The 16,646-nt window shown below is 38.4% G+C and carries 17 protein-coding genes; 7 read left to right on the forward strand and 10 right to left on the reverse strand.

What is annotated here, in order from left to right:
* Positions 1 to 62 precede the first annotated feature (62 nt).
* The 6 genes from PS1M3_RS02835 to PS1M3_RS02860 form a co-directional block, all read right to left on the reverse strand.
* Positions 63 to 2,636: a M1 family metallopeptidase gene (locus tag PS1M3_RS02835; RefSeq protein WP_203986169.1), complete on the reverse strand. Its 2,574-nt coding sequence runs from the start codon at positions 2,634 to 2,636 to the stop codon at positions 63 to 65.
* A 124-nt stretch (positions 2,637 to 2,760) separates the two neighbouring features.
* Positions 2,761 to 3,441 (reverse strand): hypothetical protein, encoded by a 681-nt coding sequence (locus tag PS1M3_RS02840; RefSeq protein ID WP_033019772.1) that lies wholly within the window; start codon positions 3,439 to 3,441, stop codon positions 2,761 to 2,763.
* Positions 3,442 to 3,538: 97 nt separating this feature from the next.
* The gene (locus PS1M3_RS02845; RefSeq protein ID WP_006794081.1) at positions 3,539 to 3,889 is read right to left on the reverse strand and encodes a DUF2750 domain-containing protein; all 351 of its coding nucleotides are present in this window, start codon (positions 3,887 to 3,889) and stop codon (positions 3,539 to 3,541) included.
* A gap of 17 nt (positions 3,890 to 3,906) precedes the next feature.
* Positions 3,907 to 4,485, reverse strand: a complete 579-nt coding sequence (locus PS1M3_RS02850; protein ID WP_138740407.1) for a glutathione S-transferase family protein — start codon at positions 4,483 to 4,485, stop codon at positions 3,907 to 3,909.
* Between the two features lie 64 nt (positions 4,486 to 4,549).
* Complete coding sequence (locus PS1M3_RS02855; protein WP_006794083.1) at positions 4,550 to 4,831, reverse strand: peptidylprolyl isomerase; 282 nt, start codon at positions 4,829 to 4,831, stop codon at positions 4,550 to 4,552.
* 84 nt (positions 4,832 to 4,915) lie between these two features.
* The gene (locus PS1M3_RS02860) at positions 4,916 to 5,491 is read right to left on the reverse strand and encodes a glutathione peroxidase (RefSeq protein WP_006794084.1); all 576 of its coding nucleotides are present in this window, start codon (positions 5,489 to 5,491) and stop codon (positions 4,916 to 4,918) included.
* A gap of 81 nt (positions 5,492 to 5,572) precedes the next feature.
* Here PS1M3_RS02860 and PS1M3_RS02865 point away from each other — a divergent pair, with 81 nt between their 5' ends.
* The 3 genes from PS1M3_RS02865 to PS1M3_RS02875 all read left to right on the forward strand — a co-directional run bounded on the left by PS1M3_RS02865 (position 5,573) and on the right by PS1M3_RS02875 (position 9,357).
* Positions 5,573 to 6,061, forward strand: coding sequence for a GNAT family N-acetyltransferase (locus tag PS1M3_RS02865; protein WP_033024928.1), 489 nt, complete (start codon positions 5,573 to 5,575; stop codon positions 6,059 to 6,061).
* Positions 6,062 to 6,179: 118 nt separating this feature from the next.
* Positions 6,180 to 8,153, forward strand: coding sequence for an ATP-binding protein (locus PS1M3_RS02870; protein WP_010555694.1), 1,974 nt, complete (start codon positions 6,180 to 6,182; stop codon positions 8,151 to 8,153).
* Between the two features lie 70 nt (positions 8,154 to 8,223).
* Positions 8,224 to 9,357 carry a PleD family two-component system response regulator gene (locus PS1M3_RS02875; protein WP_010555695.1) on the forward strand — a complete coding sequence of 378 codons (1,134 nt, stop codon included), beginning with the start codon at positions 8,224 to 8,226 and terminating at the stop codon, positions 9,355 to 9,357.
* Between the two features lie 124 nt (positions 9,358 to 9,481).
* Here the strand turns inward: PS1M3_RS02875 and queG are convergent, their stop codons facing one another.
* The 4 genes from queG to PS1M3_RS02895 form a co-directional block, all read right to left on the reverse strand.
* Positions 9,482 to 10,612, reverse strand: a complete 1,131-nt coding sequence (gene queG, locus PS1M3_RS02880) for a tRNA epoxyqueuosine(34) reductase QueG (RefSeq protein ID WP_138740405.1) — start codon at positions 10,610 to 10,612, stop codon at positions 9,482 to 9,484.
* Positions 10,613 to 10,723: 111 nt separating this feature from the next.
* Positions 10,724 to 11,941: a methyl-accepting chemotaxis protein gene (locus tag PS1M3_RS02885; RefSeq protein WP_138740404.1), complete on the reverse strand. Its 1,218-nt coding sequence runs from the start codon at positions 11,939 to 11,941 to the stop codon at positions 10,724 to 10,726.
* 58 nt (positions 11,942 to 11,999) lie between these two features.
* Positions 12,000 to 12,704, reverse strand: a complete 705-nt coding sequence (locus PS1M3_RS02890) for a glycerophosphodiester phosphodiesterase family protein (RefSeq protein WP_138740403.1) — start codon at positions 12,702 to 12,704, stop codon at positions 12,000 to 12,002.
* Positions 12,701 to 13,567 carry a DMT family transporter gene (locus PS1M3_RS02895; RefSeq protein WP_138740402.1) on the reverse strand — a complete coding sequence of 289 codons (867 nt, stop codon included), beginning with the start codon at positions 13,565 to 13,567 and terminating at the stop codon, positions 12,701 to 12,703. The genes PS1M3_RS02890 and PS1M3_RS02895 overlap by 4 nt, the downstream gene beginning before the upstream one ends.
* Before the next feature lie 157 nt (positions 13,568 to 13,724).
* On the opposite strand from PS1M3_RS02895, the gene PS1M3_RS02900 reads away from it, so the two are divergent.
* The 4 genes from PS1M3_RS02900 to PS1M3_RS02915 all read left to right on the forward strand — a co-directional run bounded on the left by PS1M3_RS02900 (position 13,725) and on the right by PS1M3_RS02915 (position 16,458).
* The gene (locus PS1M3_RS02900; RefSeq protein ID WP_006794092.1) at positions 13,725 to 13,895 is read left to right on the forward strand and encodes a hypothetical protein; all 171 of its coding nucleotides are present in this window, start codon (positions 13,725 to 13,727) and stop codon (positions 13,893 to 13,895) included.
* Entirely contained in the window at positions 13,892 to 14,995 is a 1,104-nt protein-coding gene (locus PS1M3_RS02905; RefSeq protein ID WP_138740401.1) for a sensor histidine kinase, read from the forward strand. The genes PS1M3_RS02900 and PS1M3_RS02905 overlap by 4 nt, the downstream gene beginning before the upstream one ends.
* Positions 14,992 to 15,606: a DNA-binding response regulator gene (locus PS1M3_RS02910; protein WP_058428366.1), complete on the forward strand. Its 615-nt coding sequence runs from the start codon at positions 14,992 to 14,994 to the stop codon at positions 15,604 to 15,606. Before PS1M3_RS02905 ends, PS1M3_RS02910 begins: the two co-directional genes overlap by 4 nt.
* Positions 15,607 to 15,720: 114 nt before the next feature.
* Positions 15,721 to 16,458, forward strand: a complete 738-nt coding sequence (locus tag PS1M3_RS02915) for an enoyl-CoA hydratase/isomerase family protein (RefSeq protein ID WP_039036399.1) — start codon at positions 15,721 to 15,723, stop codon at positions 16,456 to 16,458.
* Positions 16,459 to 16,646: the final 188 nt, after the last annotated feature.

Genomic DNA, 16,646 nt, shown 5'->3' on the forward strand with positions numbered 1-16,646 from the left:
TAAAATTATAAAGCCGCTGAGTGAATACTCAGCGGCTTTTTTATAGCTTAATCACATAGTGGTTATTTACTGTTTAAGAAGCTATTAACCGAATCAAGCTCGCGTTTTTTTAGTGCAATACAATCAAGCGTACTTTCTTCTAGTTTACTCAATGTACGGCTGTACCCAGGCACTTCTGAAATTTTATCGTTAAAGAAGTTTTGAGTGGTTGCTAAGCTTTTGGCATCACAGCCTACGGTTGTAAAGTACGGTAAATTAGGAATAAAGAACGGCGGCAAACTTGCTGTTACTTTATCGTAATTGTTATAAACCCAATCGATAAATAATGCTTGGCGCTCTTCTGTGTAACTTTGCCCAGATAAAATAGTACGCATATCAGACGCGGTTACTTCATCAGTTAAGCTGTAAGCCAGCACTGTATTTTGTAACTCAGACTCACCAAAAAAGCCCATAGCAGCTAGCATGTTAGTGCGCACTTGAGGGTCTTTAGTCGTTTTAAATGTTGTCATGAATTGATCAAGCAAGGCTTTATCACCATGAAAAGCCGCGAGTCTTAAATAAACACCTGCTAAGTATGGGTCTACTTTTTGAGGATTAGTCAAATACACTTGCGTTTGTTCTTTGGCTTTATTGATTACGTTTTGGTCTTCGCCATCAAAGCCTAAGCGTGATATAACGGCTGCACGAAGTTGCGATACTGCACCATCTTCGTCAATTTTTGCCTCTAAACCATATTTTTTAGCAGCAGGAGTCACTGCGTCACGGATAAATGCAGGCCATAAGTCTTTATTGCTTTCATCTTTGAACGTACGTTGCTGCGATACCAAGTAGCCCAGTGCAGTATTTGCTACACGAGGGTGGCTGTCACTTACAAATACTTCAAGTGTTTGCATTAACTTGGCGGCAGAGATAACGCCAGCCTTAAGCAGTGCATCGGTGGCCGATAATAGCGCTAAACGTTCGCGGTCAGTCAGCACTGTTGGCGCGTTTTCAATTAATGCGTTAAATTGCGCGTCATCCATTACCCAGCGGTAGTAGCCAAGAGCACCTTGGTCAGGGTAAATCCACTCTGGTGCAAAATCTAAATCAAGCGTTTGGCTTTGTTTGTTTAGTAAAACACTGGCTGTTTTAACGTTGTCGCCTGCACCGTATTTAATCGTTACTGGCACATTCCAAAGTTGTGCTGGCGCATCAACACCTGCATTTACAAAGCGGCTTTGTGAAATGGTTACTTTTTTGCCTTGCTGTTTAACACTTACAAGAGGAAAAGAAGACTGCTCGATAAATGATTTTAAAACACTAGCTACATCTTTATTTGATGCTTTACCTAGTGCTTGCCATAAATCAGCCGCTTCTGCATTTTTATAAGAGAAATCTTTTAAGTAACGCTGAATCCCTTTTTGGAATGCTTCTTCGCCAATCCAGTTTTCAACCATTGCAAGGACTGAGCTACCTTTACTGTATGCAAGGCCTAAACCGTCCATAATGTCAGCTTCGGTTTTAATTGGCTTACGAATAGGCTTAGTGCTTAAGCGGGCGTCTAATGCCATTACGTTATTTTGTGGTAAGTCTAAATGTGATTCAAACTCAGGATTTAGCTGCTTGGTCATTTTAGCTGCCATCCAGCTTGCAAACGCTTCGTTTAACCACAGGTCATTCCACCACTTCATGGTTACCAAGTTACCGTACCATTGGTGTGCTAGTTCGTGAGCAATAATAGATACGTTACGTTGTTTTTTACTGCGTGTCGCTGCAGCTAAATCAACGAGTAAAATGTCTTCGCGGTAAGTTACTAAACCAGAGTTTTCCATTGCGCCAAATGGAAATTCAGGCACGGCAACTGAGTCGAGTTTTTTATACACATAAGGAATACCAAAATACTCTTCTAATGCTGCAAGTACGCGCGGCATATTATCTTTAGCATATTCGGCTAAATGAATTTTACCTTGAGGAGTAATAACGCGCCCAGGAATGGGCATACCTTCAATGTCTATTTCTTCAAACGGGCCAACAGCCATTGCAACTAAATATGATGGAATAGGCGGTGTTTTATCAAAAAAGTGGGTTGTCATATCACCATTTATTGTTGTTTTTAGTTCTGGTGTATTGGCATATACTTTTTGTGAGCTTGGAGCCGTTATTGTTAACTGAAAAGGAATTTTATAGCTTGGTTCATCAAAAACGGGGAAGGCACGACGTGCATCACTCATTTCAAATTGGGTAAATAAGTAAGGCGTACCTTGATCCAATGTTTTGTATAACCCCACACTTTGGCGGTTGTAGGGAGCAGAAAAATCAATATTAAGCGTGTATTTACCCGGTTGGATTTTTTCATCACAGCTAAATTTAACTTTACCTGTTTTAAGTATTTCATTACTTAAGTCACAGTTTTCTTTACCTAAAAGTTGCGCCATTTTTACAGCATAATCCACACCGTTTAGCTCAATGTAATGTGTTGGTTTTAATACTTCTAAGGCAATTTCAGTCATCCCTGTGAATGTATCTTTGCTTGGGTCGAGCGTTAGCGATACATTTTGCGAACTTGGTTTTGCGAGTTTTTCGATAACGAATTCGTTAGCGTTTGCTGCATTTATTGCTAGCGCAACACTCACAGTTAAGAGGCTTTTAAGAAACATAGTGATCCCTTGTTTATTGTTAGAAACGCCCAGATTTTTATGGGTACAGTTTATCCTACCAGTTTTTGTGAGGCGCGTAATTGATTTAAGAAGTGGCTTTGATGGTAAATAGTAACAAAGTTTGTCAGTGGCTTTCGCGTGATAGAAAACGTTGCCAGCTGAGTTGTGTATTTATAATACGTACTTGTTGAATAACCGTATTTAATAAGCTGATTTCATCAAACTGATTATCTGGGTATTCATTAAAACCCATTAAATAATTAAAAGCATCTTTAGAGTTAGCCTGAAGCGCATAAATACGCACTTGTTGTTCAAAGTTAAGGCGTAAGCTACTAATGGCGGTTTTCATACCGAGCTGGTCAACGTTGGGGATATCACATTTTTGCAAATAGCCGGCACGATCGCCTTCACCCGAAAACCAAATACGTACTTTTTCACTGTATCTGCCTGTTTTAGCCGGGAGATCAAACATAAGTCGCTGGTGGTTTTTAGACTTTATAAACTCAACATAATCGCTAAATCCTGCATCGATAAGTGCTTTATGTACAGGGACTAAGCGGGGCTTTATTTTACCGTGAGTATGAAAGCTAAAACATAAAATATCATCAATAATACAAAGATCATCAAGTGTTAAACAGCCAATTTCATCACTGTAAGCACCGCTGTAATAGGCTATTAGTGGCAGCCAAAAGTGCCAATGTTTTGCTTGCTCGCGAGGGAGTCGAACATCACCGTATATATATCCATTATAAATAGTGTGCAGTTCCATGGCTGAAAAAGGGCGGCGACCAAGATGGGTTTTCAACGTAATACCTTGAAAATAGTGATATGTTTTATTTTATACCCAACTAGCACTAGATGCTAGTCGGGTTATCAGGCTTTAAGGTCCTGTGTGTAAATTATTATTCACTTAATGCACGAGCTAAACCCGTTGGTTCAATCTCAACACATACTTGGTCATCATTCCAATTAATGCCAACTAATGCGTCGTCCTCATTTAAATCTTCAACCCATGCATCTAAAAATTCATCAAGGTTAATTTCTACCGGACTGTAATCTTTCCATTCTTCTTTGCACTGCGCTTTAGCCGCTTCTTCACTTTCCCAAAGCAGTAAAACATCAGTGTCGTCAAATTGGTTTGAGTCGCACACTACAAAGCCATTATCTTCTGCGCCCAGTGCCCAAATGACTTCGCTAACACGTACTTTTTCTACGAAGTTAACTAGCTGTGATTCAATTTCAATATCGCTCATGTGTTTACCTTATTAAGTTAGTGACGAGGATTAGTTTCTATTGCTGATTGACGTTCGCTAAATTGTGCATGAAATGCAACAAGTTCACTGTACTGACTAAAGTCAGTTAATTCACGAAAGCTAATCCAATCAAGCAGGCAGTATAAACTGATGTTGAGGTATTCACAGCTTTTAAATTGTTCATCGTTTAAATGATTGTTTAAAAAGCTTAATGTTTGTTCTATTCGCTCATTTTGCAGATTAAAAAATAATGCATCGCTTTGTGTATCTAAACCTGAGCGCTTGCATAATAGCATTTCAACAAGCGAGTCGTTGCATGCATTAATAGTGGTAAGTAAGTGCTCTTGCGGCCAGTTTAGCTTTGATTTGCCTGTTTTCTCTAATAAGTAGCGTATTATTGAGTTTGAGTCGCTCAGTGTTAAATCACCATCAATTAAAATAGGTATTTTACGGGCTGGGTTTTTATTGGCCATTTTAGGGCGGTCTTGAGCTGAAAATATGTCTAAGCTTATAAGCTCTATATTACAGTTGTTTTGCAGAGCCCATATTCTAATTCGGCGAACGTAAGGTGAAGGAACAGAACCAATTAATTGCATAATCACTCCAAAAAAAAGCCGCTAAAGCGGCTTTTATTAAACGTTAATAGCAGTAAAGCTCAATTTATTCTGAACGGCTAGTAACTTCAAGTAAATGGTAACCAAATTGCGTTTGTACAGGGCCCTGTACCTGGTTTATTGGGGCAGAAAAAACCACTTTATCAAACTCAGGGACCATCATACCCGGGCCAAACTCACCCAGAGCGCCGCCGTCTTGTCCTGATGGACAATTAGAATGTACTTTTGCTAATTCAGCAAAGTCTTCGCCTTGTTCAATTTTTGTTTTTAAGTCTAAACATTGTGCTTCGCTGTCTACCAAAATGTGTCGTGCGCTTGCCACTGCCATAAAATCTCCTGATTATAAGTGGTGTTTTTTTAACCTAGTGTATTGCCATACTAGTTAGTTTGTACAAATTGTACCAGTATAAATTTAGATTTTAGACAGGGAATTTTCCACTGCCTTAATCATTTTTTCTGAATCTGGTTTTACTTTGCTGTTAAATCGTAAAATTGTTTTACGATCAGCAGATACTAAATATTTATAAAAGTTCCAATTGGGCGAACTTGTTTGCTCGTTTAAATGCTTGAATATAGGATTTGCATCACTTCCTCTCACTTCGCTGGTGGCGAACATAGGAAAGGTGACCCCATAATTAATAAAACAGACTTTGGCCGTTTCTTTTTCGTTATCTTCTTCTTGAAAAAAGTCATCAGAAGGGAAGCCCAATATTACAAGCCCTTCGTCTTTGTATGTTTTGTGTAGTTTTTCTAAGCTTTCAAACTGAGGGGTGAAGCCACAGTTACTCGCAGTATTAACAATTAACAGAGGTTTGTTTTTGTAGTCGCATAAATTAATGGACTCTTTAGAGCGAAGCTTTCGGATATCAACGTTAGTAAAATCGTCACAGGCTTGGGGATTTACGGCTTCATTATTTGGCTGTGTTTGTGCCATTAAAGTTGAACTAACCAGCAACGCAGTAAACCCTATTATCATTTTTTTAAGCATTATATTACCTAACTATCCGATTGTTTGATTGGCTGATCATACGCTAATATGGAGGAAATTGATCAACCACTTAAATTTACTATGACAACTCGCTTAGCAACTATTGACGACCTTAATGATATTGTCGCCATTTATAACGAAACCATAGAAGGGCGAATGGTAACGGCAGATACCGAAGAAGTAACCGTTGAAGAAAAAAAAGATTGGTTTAATAGTCATACACAAAAACGCCCAATTTATGTGTATTGCGAAAACGATACTGTACTTGCCTGGGTGAGTTATAAATCGTTTTACGGACGCCCTGCATACGACGGAACCGTAGAAATGAGCATTTACATAACTAAAAATGCACAAGGTAAAGGCTTGGGTAAAAAGTTAATGCAGTTTGCGCAATCGGAGGCTAAAAAGCTTGATATTAACGTGTTACTTGGCTTTATTTTTAGCCATAATTTGCCAAGCGTAAAGTTATTTAAGCACTTTGGTTTTGATGTGTGGGGGGAGTTACCAAACGTTGCCGTTATGGATAATAACTTATACAGCCTAACCATATTTGGTAAGCATTTAGAATAAGTTACGCTTATTTATTGGTCATATTTGTTTACAAATAACGCACAGGAATGTGTGTTATTTTCGTGTTTTTATACTACGCTGGTAACATATTAATTTTATTGGTTGTAAGTGTAGTTTAATGGCTAGAAAAATATTAATCATAGACAGCAGCACCATCATAGCAATGAGAGTAAAAGTACTCTTAGAGCTCATTGGGTGTAATGTTGAGCTGATTCATTTCTCTATGCTTGAGATGTTTACTCACGCCGAAAATTACGATTTAGTTGTTATAGCTCACGGCGTGCCGGTTGCCCCTATTAAGCCGCTAATTGATAAACTATCTCATGGGCGTTTATTATTACTTGCCCCTAAAACCGAAAATACAGAGCAGTTAACCGCATTTGCTGGCCTAAATAAAATAGTACCTGATGCTACGGTTGTTTATCCTTTCTTCTCTAATAAAGAGATCACCTCTCTTTTAGAGAGCTTGTTAGAGCTAGACTCTAACCATATGATGCAACTGCCCACTATATTGTTGGTCGATCATATCCAAAATCGCCTTGATAATATGAAGAGCAATTTAATTGGCGCACATATTAAAACCCTTACGGCAAGCAGCTTAAATGACGCACTCACTATTGCAAAAAGTAATAAAATCGATATTTTAATTAGCGATTTTAGCCTCGGTGAAGCGACTGGTCTTCAAATATTTTCAAAATTAAAAGTGTCGCAACCAAATGCACGGTGCTTGCTTTTCACTTCCCGCCCTGACCAAGTTTCAATGATTGAAGCTATTCGCCAAGGTGTTGAAGACGTACTGATTAAACCGCTCAATGAAAATATTTTACTGCAATCAGTGCATAAGCTTTGGCAAACTGAATTATTAAAACGCCGCAATGCCGAGTTAGTTGAGCGCCTTCAAGAAACTGTCGATGCACTAATAGAAAAAGACAGCTTGCTACAAGTTATTTATAAACACACCCCTGACGCTATCATGCTATTTAAACGCAACGGTCAAATTATTGAAGCAAATGACGCTTGCTTAAGACTTTTAGATCTACCGTTTAGCGGGCTTTCTGGTAAATCGTTATTTGATTTTTTAGATAACGATTCGATTGCTGGAATCAAAGAAAAAATTTCAACATTAAACAGCAATCGTCAGTTCAGTTACGATTTACGTCTACCCATTAAAAGCGGTGGCACAGTGCCTTTGTTTGGCTCTTTTAACGAAATAGATCACCATGGTGAGATTGCACTGGCTGTAATTTTCAAAAATGTAACTCACTTAAAACAAAAAGAAGAGCTACTTCAAGAAGCTAAAGGGTTACTAGAAGAAGAGGTCAAAGCCCGTACATCGCAGTTAGAGCATGCTAAAAATGTAGCCGAAGCGGCAAATTTAAGTAAATCAGACTTCTTAGCAAATATGTCACATGAGCTGCGAACCCCCATGCACTCAATTTTAAGTTTTGCACGCTTTGGACTCGATAAGCTAGAAGCTGGCGACTTTGCTAGAGAAAAGTTACTAAAATACTTATCTCGTATCGAGTGTAGTGGCGATAGGCTGCTATCTTTGTTAAATAACCTTCTTGATTTATCAAAGCTTGATGTAGGTAAATTTCCGTTTAACCCGCGCCCTCATAATTTAGAAAGCATTATTAAAACAAGCATTGACGATGTGTCGGGCACGGCGATGGAAAAACAAATTAATATTATTTTTCCTGCGCCAGATTCACCGGTCATTGTGCAATGCGATGAAGAGCAAATAAATCAGTTGTTGCGCAACGTATTAGGCAATGCATTAAAGTTTAGTGAGCCCAAAAGTAACATCACGCTTAAATTAGCATCGGATGGCCAATTTGCTGATATTGAAGTCATTGATAGCGGTATAGGTATTCCTGAAGATGAGCTTGATCATATTTTCACAAAGTTTGTGCAAAGCAGTAAAACAAACAGTGGTGCAGGTGGTACGGGGCTAGGTTTAGCACTTTGCCGAGAATTTGTATCGTTGCATCAAGGTCAAATTAGCGCGTGTAATAATACCAATGGTGGTGCCACAGTACATATAAAATTACCACTTGAAATAAATTTAGACGAACACCTAGTCGATGAATAAAAGTACGCTAAAACAGTAAGTTGTTTATGTTTATACAATTTATTTTTGAATTTAAAAGGATGATTTAGTTATGGCTTTAACAAAAATACTAGCAGTAGATGACGAGCCCTTTAACCTTGAAATAATTGAAGAAATTTTAGAAGACTTAGATTTTGAGTTAAGGCTAGCCAACAGTGGCCCTGAGTGCTTGGATATGGTTGAGGACTATATGCCTCAAGTTATTTTACTTGACGTAAGCATGCCGAAGATGAGTGGTTACGAAGTGTGTAAAACACTTAAATTAAACCCAAATACCGCACATATTATTGTTATGTTTGTATCTGCAAGAGGAACTGTGGAGGAGCGCATGGAAGGCTACTCAGCCGGCGCTGAAGATTACATAGTAAAACCATTTGGGCATGATGAGCTTAGATCTAAATTAAAAAATCTAAACCAAGTATTAGTAGAGAAACAAAGTCTAGAAAAACAAGTAGAAGCGGCAACTTCAACCGCGTTCAATGCTATGGCTAACAGCAGCGAAATGGGGCAAATAGTCAATTACGTAGAAAACATAGCGCTCATAACTAACCCAGACGATTTAGCAAAAGCACTTATTGATTGCCTACAATCTTTTGATTTACAAAGTAATGTAGAATTTAGATACGACTCTATTGTTAAACATTATGCTTTACATGGTGTTTGTTCGCCTATTGTGATCGAGCTATTTGAAATGCTTAAAAACAAAGGCCGTTTGCATGAGTTTTCGCAGCGCTTATTAGTTAACTACGAGCTAATTAGTTTACTCATCTTAAACATGCCAGGACACGATCCTGATAAACACGGCAGAATACGCGATCACGTGTGCTTTATTGTTAGTGTTACAGAACAGCAGTTACGCGCCATAATAACTAAGAACTTATTAGATGCGCAGCAGGTAAAACTAAACGCAGTAGCAAGTACAGTACACAGTAAATTTCATGGTTTGATAGATTTACTTAATGAAAATCGCTTAAACAACGAACAAGTATTTAAAAAACTTCAGGAAGAGCTTGAGGTTAGAATTCCAACAATGGGTTTAGACGAAGACCAAGAAATTTTTATCTATAAAAAAGTAGATGAAACAATTCAAAATTCTGTAGCCCGCGAGGAGTCTGTTATTCAAGTAAAAGAGGCGTTCGCAGACATTGAAACAGAGCTTTCGATACTGCTAAACCATAGCCAATAATAAACACATAGACTTACTTTTAGGGCTTGTTTGCCATTAATATCAGGTTTATCGCCCTATAATGGCGAATAATCACACTCCAATAGCTCTGATTTGCTTTAGTACTAAATAGGCTTCTATGAATTTATGCATCTCGTGGTAAGCCTTTTTCCACTATCCTAATAAGTCTTTGCGTTTTTCTAAGTGAGGGTTGTTTATTGTTTTGCTGATCCAGTGCCCATTGAATATGCTCTTTTACTAGATCACTACAACCATCAATTTTTTGTTCTAACGCGCTAATAATGTCAGGGTCAAAGTTTGCATTACCTAAACCAACGGCTAAATTACGTAACCAACGTTCATGTCCAATTCGGCGAATTGAGCTGCCTTCGGTATTTTTTAAAAATGTGGTTTCATCCCAACTAAACAGCTCAAGTAAGTCTTTGTCTTTTAACTGCGTACGCGGATGAAAGTCTCGTTCGTCGGTTATTTGTCCATAGCGGTTCCACGGGCAAACTAATTGACAGTCGTCGCAGCCATAAACTCGGTTACCTAATAAAGTTCTGTATTGCTCAGGAATAGGGCCTTGGTGTTCTATTGTTAAGTATGAAATACACTTACGCGCATCAACCACATAAGGTTCTACAATTGCACCTGTAGGACATAAAGTTATGCAGGCTACACACTTACCGCAGCCTTCAAAGGTATTTTCATTATCAACAGGTAAAGGTAAATCAATAAACAATTCACCTAAAAAAAACCACGATCCAGCTTCTTTGTTTATTAGTAATGAATGTTTGCCACGCCAGCCCAGCCCCGCTTTTTCAGCCAATTGGCGCTCTAATACAGGGGCTGAATCAACAAAGGGTCTAAAACCATATTCACCTACTTCTTGTTCTATTTTTTGGCCGAGCTTTTTTAATCGATTACGAATTAATTTATGGTAGTCTCGGCCAAGTGCGTAACGGCTAATATAGGCTTTTTGTTTGTTTTTTAATGTTTTAGCAAAGCCAGCATCGGGGGGCAGGTAGTTCATTTTTACCGATATAACACGTTGTGTGCCGGGAATAAGCTCGTCAGGGCGAGCGCGTTTCATTCCATGTGCCGCCATATAATCCATTGAGCCATGAAACCCGGCGTCAAGCCAACGCTGAAGCTGTTGTTCATGCTTAGTCAAATCTATATCAGTGATCCCTACTTCGCTAAAGCCGAGTTCTTTTCCCCATGCTTTTATTTGCTGGGCTAATTTAGGGTAGTCAGGAGTTAGGTTGCTCACACATATTCACGCATATTAAATAATCGCCCTGTAATTTAGCATAATTACAGGGGTGTGTTGAGGTTTACGCATCAATAGGTGTTTAAGCGTAAACCGCGTTTATGATAAAAATTAAAGTACAAAGCGCTTCAATTGCTGCTGTGTTTGTAAGCTTAACTCTTGCGATAATTGGCTGTCGGCAAGAGCGGTGTCTATTTGCTGTTTAGCCTGCTCGCCTAATTCAACAATTTGCTCTACTGATTGATGGGTTAAATTTTGCGTATCCTCTAATAAATGCACTGCACTGGCAATTTGCTGTAATTGCTGTTGATTACTCTCAAATTCATTAAGCATTTTACTAAACCCTTCAGAGGTTGAACAAATTGAGCTTTGTGCATTTTTAGAATGGTTAATAAGTTGCTCTGACTCTTTATTTGTTTCACTGACCAAATCATTCATTTGGGTTATAAAATCACTGATTTGGCGAGTAGCTCCACTTACTTTAACCGAGAGGGTACGTACTTCATCAGCAACAACAGCAAAACCACGCCCGGCTTCTCCTGCTCGCGCAGCTTCTATCGCGGCGTTAAGCGCGAGTAAGTTAGTTTGATCAGAAAACTCCTCAACCATTTTTAAAATACTGCGAATATTCTCACTGTTTTCCTTCAAGCCATCAACGGTGCTCGCAAAACTGCCTAACATATCAGTTATTAACTGCACTTTCTCAACCAGAGAGCTCAGATCTTGAGCTGAGAGTTTTACAAAGGCTAAGTGCTCATTATTTACAGTATGAACACTGTCGGTATTGCCCACAATATTTTGCAAGCTTTGTGTTATTTGGTTACTGGCATCAATAATTGTATGACTTAAGGTAATTTGCTGTTCGCTCGAATTTTCCGTACTTTGCATTGACTCAGTTGCGGCTTTATTACTTTGTGCGCTGGCTTCAGCGCTTGTGTAAGTCGTGTTAAGTAATTGGCTTAAGTGGCTTGTAAAATCGTTATATTGCGTACTTAACGTTTTAAATTCGTCGTATGAAAAATGCGGAAGTTTAGCGTTTAAATTGGCATCTTGTTGATTAATTTTAATAAGCGTATCGCACATAGCTTTTACAGGGCGAACAATCAAAAAGCGCATATAAAAAAGCGTAAACGCAAAGCCTGAAATAATAACTAAGGTTAGTAGCCAAAAAAGGCCAAGATTTTGTTGCTCACTTAAGCTGTCATAAAGCCAAAATAAAGTAATAGCCTGAAACAAAAAAACAAAACTCAAGTTACCAACAATTTTACGCGTTAGAGTAAAAAAGAATGTTTGTTCGATATAATTATAAATTTTCATTAAGCCACTCATCTTGCTTAAACCTATGTTTGAACGCTTTTACGCAGGCATTTGCAAGGTATAAGCGACTCTATTTATCAGCTAACGATAGCAAATATGCCTTGGATTGCATGGGAAAGTTAGTAAAAATCCCGTCTAAACCGAAGTCACGCATAAGTGCAATATCTTGTTGTTTATCCACTGTATAAGCGTAAACTTCAAGCCCGCGTTTTTTAGCATCATCTACAAACGCTTTGTTAATAAAATTTTTATCTACATGCACACTAAATGCATTTAAGTCTTGTGCAAACTTTGCATAATTAATTGGAATAGAAGACGTTAAAGCGCCTATTTTTAAGCAGGGTAAACGCTTTTTAAGCCATTGTAATTGATGATGATCAAACGATGATACTAAAATATTAGCACATGAAATGGTTCCCGCACTGATATTACGTTCAAGCTGGTCAGCAAACTTTTCAAGTTCAAAGGTATGCTTAAGTTCTAAATTAAGTAAGGTTTTATTGTTATTCCAATCAAATAACTGTTGTAGCCTTGGTATACATTCGCCATTACCCGCATCAAGTTTTGTAAGGGTTGCTGCATCAAACTCACTAACTTTGCCTTTTCCGTTGGTGGTTCTGTCTAGCCACGAGTCATGTATTAGCATGTAATCATCGGTAGCGCTTTGAATATCTACTTCAATGCCGTCTACACCCATATTTAAGGCTTCTAAAATGGCGCTTTTAGTGTTTTCGGGAAAGTGCCCGCTAGCACCCCTGTGTGCAAAAATTTTCATTGTCGAGCCTTCTTGGTTATTGACCATGTTTCAAAGCATGCAGCGCTTACAATAAGTGCGCCGCCAATCAGGGTCATTAATGTTGGGCGTTCGTGAACAATAATAATAGCCAAAATAGTACCGTACAACGGTTGTAAGCATGAAATTAGCCCTGCCGTTGCGGCTGATAAATGTTTTAGGCTTGCTGCAAATAGCGAGTGCGGTGTAGCGGTAAATATAATGCCAGCGACGGCAATTAATACAAGATCTTGATTACTCACCTCGTACACTGGCACTTCAATAAATGCGCACAGCATTATGCTCGCTACCAAGGTTTGGTAAAACATCGTCTGTGGGCCGCCGTATTGGCTAAAATAGCGTTTGTGAGTAATGTTTCTGACAGAGAAAAACAACGCAGATACCACGCCAGTAATAACACCAAGTGTTACATCGTCACCTAAATCAGCACTTGGTACCAATAAATAAATACCCAAAACAACTACGCCAGCGCTTATTATATCTTTTGCTTGAGGTTTACTTTTATTAAATAAAGGCTCTAAAAACACGGTCATTACTGGGTAGCTAAAAAATGCAAGCATACCAATGGTTATGCCTGCCATTTGCATACCTGCAAAATAAGTCACCCAATGTAGCCCTACTGTAACACCTAAAAATAAAGCAATAAGGTAGTCTTTGGGATTGTTTAACTTAATTTGTTTTTTCCCGAATGAAAGCATTGCCAATATTGCCATACCAGCAATAGCTGTTCGGTAAACTGTAATATCCAGAGCATTTAAACCAATGAGTTTGGCAAAAAGGGCGGTTCCCCCAAAAAGTAACACGGCAATATGTAGGTAAATTAAGCTTTGCTGTTGTGGCTGCATTTAAACATCATCTCCTTTTTTTAATATGTTATCACCGAGGGGGCGTCAATAAGATGAATTTTTTGAAACATGACAAATGTCAGCAAAGTTAATGACACTTCACACTCTTATTATTTTTACGTACTGGCATAGTTATCCTACTTAACAGGAGAGTGCTATGAATAGTTTAGTTTTAATGAGTCTTGATATTAGCGAGTTTTTTGATTCGCTTAATTTTACTATTAATTACATTGATTATTTTATGCTGATAAGCATTTTTGTGGTATCTATATTTATTAATAAAAAGAGTGCTTTAAATAAAAATAATACACCAGAGGTGCTAGCATGAGTTCGCAAAGTAGCTTTTCTCATCAAACGGATAAAACGTTTTGGAAATACGGCCATTTAATTTTTACAGGCTTTTACTTACTGCCATTAATTATTAATTTTGACCAATTTACAAAAAGCCAAATGGGCCTATGTTTAGCTTTTTATATTGCCTTTATTATCTTGTATGTAAAAGCAATTAACTGCGATAACACAAAAATAACCACCTTATTTTTAGCCTTGCTCGCTATTTGTTTTAGCGCCACTTTTTTTACCTCCGGCACACCTACCTTATATGGCTTTGTTGCCTATGTAGCTGGGTATAGTTATAACTTAAAACAGCGGTTTTATGCTGCATTAGCCATTGTGGTGGCGCTTTTTACAAGTTCGTATTTAAGCGATATGGGAAAGCTTCAATACTTTTTGGCTGTGGCCTTAATATTATGTGCCGCCTTATTTAGTTATGGAATTGCAGCAAAAAGAGAACGCGACCATAAAAAGCGCGAGCAAGAAAGTGCAAACCAATTAGAGCAATTAGCTGCTATTGCTGAGCGTGAACGTATAGCGCGTGACCTACACGATATTTTAGGCCACTCACTCTCATCTATTGCATTAAAGGCCGAGCTGGCTAATAAGCTAAACCAAGGTGAGCGCTACGAGCAAGCAAACAACGAAATAGCCCAAGTAGCAGACCTTGCAAGGCAGCTACTTAGCGATGTACGCAGTGCCGTAAGCGACTTAAAAGAGCTTAATTTGGTAAGCCAAGTTGCTCAGTTAAAACAACGGTTATTAGAGCAAGATTTTAATATTACGTTTAACGTTGAGTTATCAGTGCTACCTGCCAAGGTAGAGGGCATTGCTAGTTTAATAATTAAAGAGTCAGTCACTAACTTACTACGCCATAGTTCAACTAAAAACAGCGCTATAACAATTAAGCAAACACCTCAGCAATTACTTATTGAAGTAATAGATAATGCACCCTGTGGCAGGCTCGAGGCAGGCAACGGTTTAAACGGTATAAAAGAACGAGCAGAGCAAATACAAGGTAGTGCAACTTTTACCTGTGGTGAACAATTTACATTAAACGTAGTACTGCCAATTTCATCTGAGGATTTACAATGATCAAAATATTTTTAGTGGAAGATCAGGCGCTAGTGCGTGACGCTGTTAGTGCACTACTTAGCCTAGATTTTAATATTGACGTAATTGGCCAAGCAAGCAACGGGCTAGATGCTCTAAATGCTATTAATGCGCTTGATGAAGATGCAATGCCAGATATTATTTTAACCGATATTGAAATGCCTAAAATGAACGGCATAGAACTTAGTGAAAAAATAGCAATGCAATTTCCGGCTATAAAAATGGTGATCATGACCACATTTTCACGCGCTGGGTATATTAGGCGCTCGTTAAGTGCCGGTGTTAAAGGATTTATATTAAAAGAAGCCCCGAGTGACGAGCTAATCAACGCACTCAAAAAGGTAATGCAAGGGCAAAAAGTGATTGACCCAGAGCTTGCAATTAACGCTCTAGACGACGCCGATCCACTTACCGACAAAGAGCGAAAAGCATTAAAGCTTGCAAGCGATGGACTTAAAACGAGCGAAATAGCCACACAGTTATTTATAAGTGAAGGCACAACGCGTAACTATCTCTCAGACGCAATTGCCAAACTTAATGCAACAAACCGAATCGACGCAGCACGTATAGCTAAACAAAAAGGGTGGTTATAAACACATGTGATTAAGGTTTATAAATTTAACACAAACCCTTACTATGTTAGTCATAACAACAAAAGTAACGAACAACGCTTAAAGTAAGCTTAAAATTCGCAAAAAGAGGGTTAAATGGCAAATTTAATAGATTTAACAGTAAAAAACAGTGTCGCAGTTTTAACAATGAACACCGCAGAAAATCGACACAATCCAGCGTTTTTGGCTGAATTTAATTTACACCTTGATCATATAGAGGCTGATAAAAGCATTCACTCGGTGGTACTTACCTCAGCAAGCGACAAAAGCTGGTCGTTGGGTATTGACCTTGAGTGGATGGCAAACCCAAGCATTTTACCAGCGGCTATTTCTGACTTTATGTTGCAAATAACACAGTTGCTACAACGTATTGTTACGTTTCCTATGCCTATTATTGCAGCCCTCAATGGTCATACTTATGGTAATGGAGCCGTGCTTGCCTGTGCCTGTGATTTTAGATTTATGAAATCAGACAAAGGCTTTTTTTGCTTTCCTGAAGTTGATGTACTGGTGCCTTTTGTACCGTCTATGTTTCCTATTATTAATAAAGCGATACCGCAAACCTTCTTTAATAGGCTAGCAATGACGGGCGAACGGGTGGGGGCACAACAACTGTTTGAGAACAACGTTATAGAAGCTGTATTTTCTAACAGTGACGAACTGCAAGCCGGTGTACTTGAATTTGCAGCGCAGTTTAATAAAAACCGTTGGATTTACGCTCAAAACAAATCGCAAATGAACAAACACATCTTGCAAACTATTAAAGAAGAAGACCCCGCTTTTATCGATAACGTCAGTAAAATGTTATACAAAAATCTTCATAAAACTAAGTAATGGCTTAGTCACTGATGCAGCTTAATCACAATGACACAATTAAGCTGCATAATTAAGGACATATTAAGGCCCTGTACGCTAAGTTTAAAAAGCTAAATAACCGATAGGTGAGCTTTGTTTAAATATTAAGTGCTTTTACCTGTCTCATTTTACGTATATGGGTTAAAATAACCTTCATAACCAACTAA

This window comes from Pseudoalteromonas sp. PS1M3 (assembly GCF_016865405.1).
Lineage (GTDB): Bacteria > Pseudomonadota > Gammaproteobacteria > Enterobacterales > Alteromonadaceae > Pseudoalteromonas > Pseudoalteromonas marina.

What these genes read in the sequence shown, in the direction of transcription:
- PS1M3_RS02835 (WP_203986169.1), bottom strand. Translation starts at nt 2,636, where the DNA reads ATGTTTCTTAAAAGCCTCTTAACTGTGAGTGTTGCGCTAGCAATAAAT.
- PS1M3_RS02845 (WP_006794081.1), bottom strand. Translation starts at nt 3,889, where the DNA reads ATGAGCGATATTGAAATTGAATCACAGCTAGTTAACTTCGTAGAAAAA.
- PS1M3_RS02850 (WP_138740407.1), bottom strand. Translation starts at nt 4,485, where the DNA reads ATGCAATTAATTGGTTCTGTTCCTTCACCTTACGTTCGCCGAATTAGA.
- PS1M3_RS02855 (WP_006794083.1), bottom strand. Translation starts at nt 4,831, where the DNA reads ATGGCAGTGGCAAGCGCACGACACATTTTGGTAGACAGCGAAGCACAA.
- PS1M3_RS02860 (WP_006794084.1), bottom strand. Translation starts at nt 5,491, where the DNA reads ATGCTTAAAAAAATGATAATAGGGTTTACTGCGTTGCTGGTTAGTTCA.
- PS1M3_RS02865 (WP_033024928.1), top strand. Translation starts at nt 5,573, where the DNA reads ATGACAACTCGCTTAGCAACTATTGACGACCTTAATGATATTGTCGCC.
- PS1M3_RS02870 (WP_010555694.1), top strand. Translation starts at nt 6,180, where the DNA reads ATGGCTAGAAAAATATTAATCATAGACAGCAGCACCATCATAGCAATG.
- PS1M3_RS02875 (WP_010555695.1), top strand. Translation starts at nt 8,224, where the DNA reads ATGGCTTTAACAAAAATACTAGCAGTAGATGACGAGCCCTTTAACCTT.
- PS1M3_RS02885 (WP_138740404.1), bottom strand. Translation starts at nt 11,941, where the DNA reads ATGAGTGGCTTAATGAAAATTTATAATTATATCGAACAAACATTCTTT.
- PS1M3_RS02890 (WP_138740403.1), bottom strand. Translation starts at nt 12,704, where the DNA reads ATGAAAATTTTTGCACACAGGGGTGCTAGCGGGCACTTTCCCGAAAAC.
- PS1M3_RS02895 (WP_138740402.1), bottom strand. Translation starts at nt 13,567, where the DNA reads ATGCAGCCACAACAGCAAAGCTTAATTTACCTACATATTGCCGTGTTA.
- PS1M3_RS02900 (WP_006794092.1), top strand. Translation starts at nt 13,725, where the DNA reads ATGAATAGTTTAGTTTTAATGAGTCTTGATATTAGCGAGTTTTTTGAT.
- PS1M3_RS02905 (WP_138740401.1), top strand. Translation starts at nt 13,892, where the DNA reads ATGAGTTCGCAAAGTAGCTTTTCTCATCAAACGGATAAAACGTTTTGG.
- PS1M3_RS02910 (WP_058428366.1), top strand. Translation starts at nt 14,992, where the DNA reads ATGATCAAAATATTTTTAGTGGAAGATCAGGCGCTAGTGCGTGACGCT.
- PS1M3_RS02915 (WP_039036399.1), top strand. Translation starts at nt 15,721, where the DNA reads ATGGCAAATTTAATAGATTTAACAGTAAAAAACAGTGTCGCAGTTTTA.